Consider the following 5528-nt stretch of genomic DNA (forward strand, 5'->3'; position numbering starts at 1 on the left):
CCGCGGGATGCCGCACCGCACCCGTGCGCGCGAGCCCGCAGGTCGGGCGGCGGGGGAGTGGCCCTCCGCGTCGGCGCGACGGTACATCCGCGCCGTGGACCCGGCGCACGGAGGAACCGCCCGGCCGCCCCACGGCGCCCCGGAACGCCGCGCCGGCGGCGGCACCATTGCGGCATTCGGGGGTAGGGGAACTGGTGCGTTTCGGTCCGGCGTGGATCGGCGTGAGGTCCGGTGGGTCCAGGGGCGGAGGCGATGGCGGTGGCTGCGGACGACGTGAACGGCTCTGCCGCGTTGTCGCGGCCGGCGCGGTTGCTGGCGTTGCGGCAGACGGGTCTGACGGCCGCGGCGGACGCGGACATGGAGCGGTTCGCACGGCTGGTGGCGCGGATCGTCGATGTGCCGGTGGCGCTGGTGTCGTTGGTGGAGGAGGACCGGCAGGTCTTCCCGGGCATGGTGGGCCTGGGCGATCCGTGGGCGGCGCGACGGCAGACGCCCTTGTCGCACTCGCTGTGCCGGCACGTGGTCGTCTCCGGTGATCCGCTGGTGGTCGGCGACGCCCGGGAAGCCGAGCTGACGCGGGACAGCATGGCGATCCCCGATCTCGGGGTGGTGGGTTACGCGGGTGTCCCGCTGACCGACGACCTCGGCCATGTGCTGGGTTCGCTGTGTGCGATCGACACCGCGGCCCGCCACTGGACACCGCGTGAGTTGGAGGACCTGCGGGACCTGGCGGCAGCCTGTTCGGCGGAGCTGCGGCTGCGGATCTCCTCCGCCCACGCCGGCGCGCTGCGCCGCCGCGCCGACGAGTTGGCGGCCCGCGCCGGCCGGGCCCTGGCCAGCGCCGAGCTGCTGTTGCGGGCGGCGGAGGATCTGACGGACACCGCGGGCCTGGACCAGGTCCGCCTCCGCGTGCGGGACGTGGTCAGCGGGGACCTCAAACCGTCCTACGTGGGGCTGCTGCTGGCGGACCGGGAGAGCGGCCTGCACCGCCTGCTGGATCAGCAGGCCCCGCACCGCGCGGAGATCCTGCACGAGCACCTGGAGGCCGGCGCCGGATTCCCCGCCGCACGCGCCCTGCGGGAGCGGCGCCTGGTCACCGTTGCGGACCGCCGGCATCTGACGGAGGACTACGGACCGGAGGCCGTGGCCGCGTTCGACTCCCTGGAGCTGGGTTCGGCGGCCTGCCTGCCGCTGCTGGGCGCCCGGGGCCCGCTGGGCGTGCTGGTCCTGGGCTGGGACACACCGCATGACGTCGACGTGACCGAAGCCGCCGTTCTCACCTCGATCGCCGGCTACACCGCCCAGGCGGTGGAGCGCGCCCTGTTCCTCGACGAGCGGATCAACGTCGCCCACCAGCTCCAGGACGCCATGCTCACCACCCTGCCCACCGTTCCCGGCCTGGACCTGGCCGCGCTGTACCGCCCGGCCTCCAGCACGGACATGGTCGGCGGCGACTGGTACGACGCCTTCTTCCTGCCGCGGCAGGAAGGCCCCGCCGGGCCGGCGGCCGGGCTGGCGGTCACCGTCGGCGACATCACCGGCCACGACGTCCAGGCCGCCACCTTGATGGGCCAGACCCGCAGCATGCTGCGCCAGGCGTCGGTTGCCAACCGCGGACGGGGCCCGCCGCCGCCCTCGCCGCCTTGGAGGACGCCTGCCGCACCGTGCCCGTGGAGGTCGGCGGCACCCTGGTGCACGCCCATCTGCACCCCGTGGGCGCCTCCTGGTCCCTGGCGTGGACCAACGCCGGACACCCCCCGCCCCTGGTCCGGCTGCCGGACGGCGCCGTGCGCCAACTGGACGAGCACGGGATCCTGTTGCACCATCGGCTGGGCCCCTTCCCCCGGGAGGACCAGCACACCGTCCTGGAACCCGGCTCCACGCTGCTGCTCTACACCGACGGTCTGGTCGAACGACGCGGCCGGAGCATCGACGCCGCCATCGCCCGCGCGGCGCGCCTGCTCGCCGAAGCCGCCGGGACCCTGCCCCTTCCCGAGCTTCTGGAGCACCTGGCGGACTCGGTCTCCCCCGGCGACTCGGACGACGACGTCGTCCTGCTCGCCCTGCGCGTCGGGGAGGCAGAGCCGGCGCCGCGGTGATCCGCCGACCGCCGGCGCAGTGCCCCGCACGATCCGGGGTAGGGGCACCGGGGGCAGACCATCGGGTCCTGCCCGACGGAAGGCCCCGCATGAACCTTTCCTCTCCTCCGGCCAACTCGTCAGAACCCGCCGGGAACCCACGGGGAACGCAGTCCGGCGAAGCCGGCGCCCATCACTGGACGACGGACAGCCACGTCATGCTCGTCCTGCGGGGGAACCTCGACCACCGCGTCGAGCAACGCATCGCCGAGGCGGCCGAACAGGCCCGGCGGTCCGGCGTGTCCCTGGTCGTGGACGCATCCGAGGTGACCTACCTCAACGTCGACGTGCTGGCACTGTTCCTGGACGCCCACACCGACCCGGGCGTCAGCTTCACGCCTCCGCTGCCCGAGGCGTTGGTGCGGCTGATGGAGATGACAGGCACCCGCTCCGTCTTCCCCCTCCACCGGCCGCCCCTCGACCCGCCGCCCACCGATACCTGACGGATGGGAATCGCCGGCGGGGGCACACGAACCTGTGAAGGCCACGGCAACGGAGAACGCCGGAACGACGCGGGCAAGGTGATGCGGCATGACGACGGCAGCGGATCGGCGCGAACGCCTCGACGGAGGCGGTGTCGTGCACTCCAGCGAGGTCTTCACCGGTGAACCGGGTGCGATCGCCGCCGCCCGCCGATCGGTGACCGCGTTCCTCACCCGGGCCCGCAGCAGTGGTCTGCAGCCGGCGGTGACCGCCGAGACGCTCGACGCCGCCGCGCTGGTGGTCAGCGAACTGGTCACCAACGCGATCAGACACGCCGGCGGTCCCTGCGGACTGGACCTGCGCATCGAGCAGACGGCGGTGGAGATCACCGTCCGGGACACCTCGCCGCACCGGCCCGCCGTCTCCCCCCAGGACCCGACACGCGTCGGCGCGCACGGGCTGGAGATCGTCATCGCCCTGTGCGGAGGCTTCCGCACCCGCCTGACACCCACCGGCAAACAGATCACCGCACGACTGCCCCTCACCTGAGCACAGTCCGTGGGACGACCGCGCCGCTCCCTGCGCGGCCTGGTCCGGGCCGTCCTCGACGAGCGACCCGGCCGGTCTGCGGCAGGCTTTCGCCGGCGCCCGACACGTGTGCGGCCTCAACCCGCGGCTGCCGTCCTTCGAGCAGTGGCTGACCTCCACCTGGACTCCTGCGCGGGCCGTTGAGCTTCCCGCCGGCCCGCCACGGCGGCGGAAGGGGCCGGGCGGGGCAGGTGCACCGGCCGCGGCGGATGCACCTGCCCGGCGGATCAGGTGGTGGCGGTTGCCGAGCCGCCGAGGTTGCTCCTGACCGTGATGCGCTGCGGGTTGTCCAGCCATTCGTGCTGAGCCTGGTATCTGCCGCCGCCGACGTTCGTCAGGCCGAACATGAACGTGTCGGTGGAGGCGAGGTGGACCTCGAGGATGGCGTCCGGATCGCTGCTCGTGGCCTCGATGCGCAGGATGCCGCTCTTCCACTCGGCGCGGGTGATGCGCACCGTGTCGGTGGTCGGCGGGGTCGTGGCCGGGGTGATGGTCAGTGACCCCGCGGCGCTGCCGCCGTCGACCGTGGCGGTCACGGTGACCGACCGCGTGCTGGCGACCGAGGCGGTGGTCACCGGGAACGCGGTCGTGGCCGAACCGGCCGTCGCCACGACCCGGGCCGGGACGCTCAGCACCGCGGGGTCGCTGCTGACCAGCGTGACCAGCGAGGTGTTCCCGTCCGCCGCGGCCGACAGCCCGACCGTGCCGGTGACCGGGCTGCCGCCGCCGACCGACGGGGCGCTGAAGGTGACCGAAGTGGCGACCGGCCCGCTGGGTGACGGATTGCTGTTGAGGCACGGCGTACGGGTCACACCCCCGGCGGTGGCGTTGACGCAGGCGAACTCCCCGGGCCCGGAGAACACGAACGTGGTGACGGGAAAGACCGCGCTGGTCGCCCCGGCGGGCACCGTCACCGCGGCCGGCGGCCGCAGGACCGTCGCATCGGTGCTCGACAACACGACCACCGTGTCGGCGTCCACCGCCGACACCAGTGTCACCGTGCCCTGGGCGGGCGTACCGCCGACCACGGTGACGGGTGAGATGGTGGCGTCCGCAAGGACGCCACCGGTGCTCGCGGACGCGGTGGTCGAGACGGTGACGAATCCCGCGACGACCACCGTGACAGCCGCCGCGCCGACACCCAGCCACCGTCCGAACCACGATAAACCGCCTGTCGCACGCAAACCGGTCATGCAGACCTCCAGGTTGAGCCACGTCGCTGTGGCATCCGCGCTCCACCGGACGGATGGATCGCGCTGTGCACCTGTACGGACCGGCGGCGTCCCCGGTTCAACCGGCAGGCCGATCCGGTTCCGAGCGACCGCGGGGGTGCGCCGCGGGCCACGGCTGCTATACGTTTTTGCCGCGCGGCACCGGCCTGTGCCCGGACGTCCCCCCGACCGTCAAGGGCGTTCGGCTGCCGGCCCGCCCCGCAACGGCAATCCCGCGCAGTCCTTCGGCCGGCCCGGCCATCCCGAACCGGCCTCCCCCCGCAATCCGCAAAAGGACTCCCCCCATGCGCATACGAACCCTCCGCTTCGGCGCCGCCGCGGTGGGCACCGTTCTCGGTGCCATCGCCGCCCTGCTCTTCGCACTGCCGCAGCCCGCAGCGCTCGCCGCGATACCCGGCGAGTCCAACGGCGGGGTACGGATCATGCCGCTCGGCGACTCCATCACCGACGGCTACACGCCCTACCCCGGGGGCTACCGGGTCAATCTGTGGCAGCGGCTGGCCGCCGGCGGCTACAAGGTCGACTTCGTCGGCTCGCAGACCAACGGGCCGGCCGAACTCGGCGACCACGACCACGAGGGCCACCCGGGCTGGCGCATCGACCAACTCGACGCGAACATCGTCAGCTGGCTGAACAGCACCGACCCGCGCACGATCCTGCTCCACATCGGCACCAACGACATCAACCAGGACTACGACGTCGCCAACGCCCCCGCGCGCCTGGGCAAACTCATCGACGACATCCTGCAGACCAAGCCGAATGTGCAGCTGTTCGTGGCCCAGATCATCACCGAGCAGGGCGAGCCGCACGCGACCATGGTGAACACCTACAACGCCGCCCTTCCCGCCGTCGTCGCGAGCAAGGGCCCGCACGTCCACCTGGTCGACATGCACGCCGCCGTGACCGAGGCGGACCTCGCCGACGGCGTCCATCCCTCGCAGGAGGGCTACAACAAGATGGCCCCGGTCTGGTACAACGCCCTGACGTCGGTTCCCGCCAGCCTCCAGCCCCTGCCCGGCGGATCCACCGCGATCTCGCTGCGGGCGCACGCCGACAACCAGTACGTGACCGCCGAGAACGCCGGCGCTGCCGCGCTGATCGCCAACCGCGCCGCGATCGGCCTGTGGGAGACGTTCGACTTGATCGA

Annotated in this window: 5 protein-coding genes and 1 pseudogene; 5 read left to right on the plus strand and 1 reads right to left on the minus strand. The window is 72.9% G+C overall.

Going from position 1 to position 5528, the window contains the following annotated elements; all coding sequences use genetic code 11:
* Positions 1 to 357: 357 nt before the first annotated feature.
* The 4 genes and pseudogenes from GA0115240_RS39090 to GA0115240_RS01850 form a co-directional block, all read left to right on the plus strand.
* Positions 358 to 1557 (plus strand): annotated as a pseudogene (locus GA0115240_RS39090) (GAF domain-containing SpoIIE family protein phosphatase); the annotation flags it as partial.
* Between the two features lie 86 nt (positions 1558 to 1643).
* Positions 1644 to 2099: a PP2C family protein-serine/threonine phosphatase gene (locus GA0115240_RS39095; protein ID WP_370673257.1), complete on the plus strand. Its 456-nt coding sequence runs from the start codon at positions 1644 to 1646 to the stop codon at positions 2097 to 2099.
* Positions 2100 to 2296: 197 nt separating this feature from the next.
* Positions 2297 to 2581: an STAS domain-containing protein gene (locus GA0115240_RS01845; protein WP_093734885.1), complete on the plus strand. Its 285-nt coding sequence runs from the start codon at positions 2297 to 2299 to the stop codon at positions 2579 to 2581.
* A gap of 88 nt (positions 2582 to 2669) precedes the next feature.
* Positions 2670 to 3110, plus strand: coding sequence for an ATP-binding protein (locus GA0115240_RS01850; protein ID WP_093734886.1), 441 nt, complete (start codon positions 2670 to 2672; stop codon positions 3108 to 3110).
* A 266-nt stretch (positions 3111 to 3376) separates the two neighbouring features.
* On the opposite strand, the gene GA0115240_RS01855 is transcribed toward GA0115240_RS01850, so the two are convergent.
* Entirely contained in the window at positions 3377 to 4342 is a 966-nt protein-coding gene (locus GA0115240_RS01855; protein ID WP_141708677.1) for a hypothetical protein, read from the minus strand.
* 323 nt (positions 4343 to 4665) lie between these two features.
* Here GA0115240_RS01855 and GA0115240_RS01860 point away from each other — a divergent pair.
* Positions 4666 to 5528, plus strand: an 863-nt coding sequence (locus GA0115240_RS01860) for an SGNH/GDSL hydrolase family protein (RefSeq protein ID WP_093734888.1), incomplete at its 3' end; no start/stop codon positions are given.

The organism is Streptomyces sp. DvalAA-14, assembly GCF_900091855.1.
Lineage (GTDB): Bacteria > Actinomycetota > Actinomycetes > Streptomycetales > Streptomycetaceae > Actinacidiphila.

What these genes read in the sequence shown, in the direction of transcription:
- GA0115240_RS01845 (WP_093734885.1), top strand. Translation starts at nt 2,297, where the DNA reads ATGCTCGTCCTGCGGGGGAACCTCGACCACCGCGTCGAGCAACGCATC.
- GA0115240_RS01850 (WP_093734886.1), top strand. Translation starts at nt 2,670, where the DNA reads ATGACGACGGCAGCGGATCGGCGCGAACGCCTCGACGGAGGCGGTGTC.
- GA0115240_RS01855 (WP_141708677.1), bottom strand. Translation starts at nt 4,342, where the DNA reads ATGACCGGTTTGCGTGCGACAGGCGGTTTATCGTGGTTCGGACGGTGG.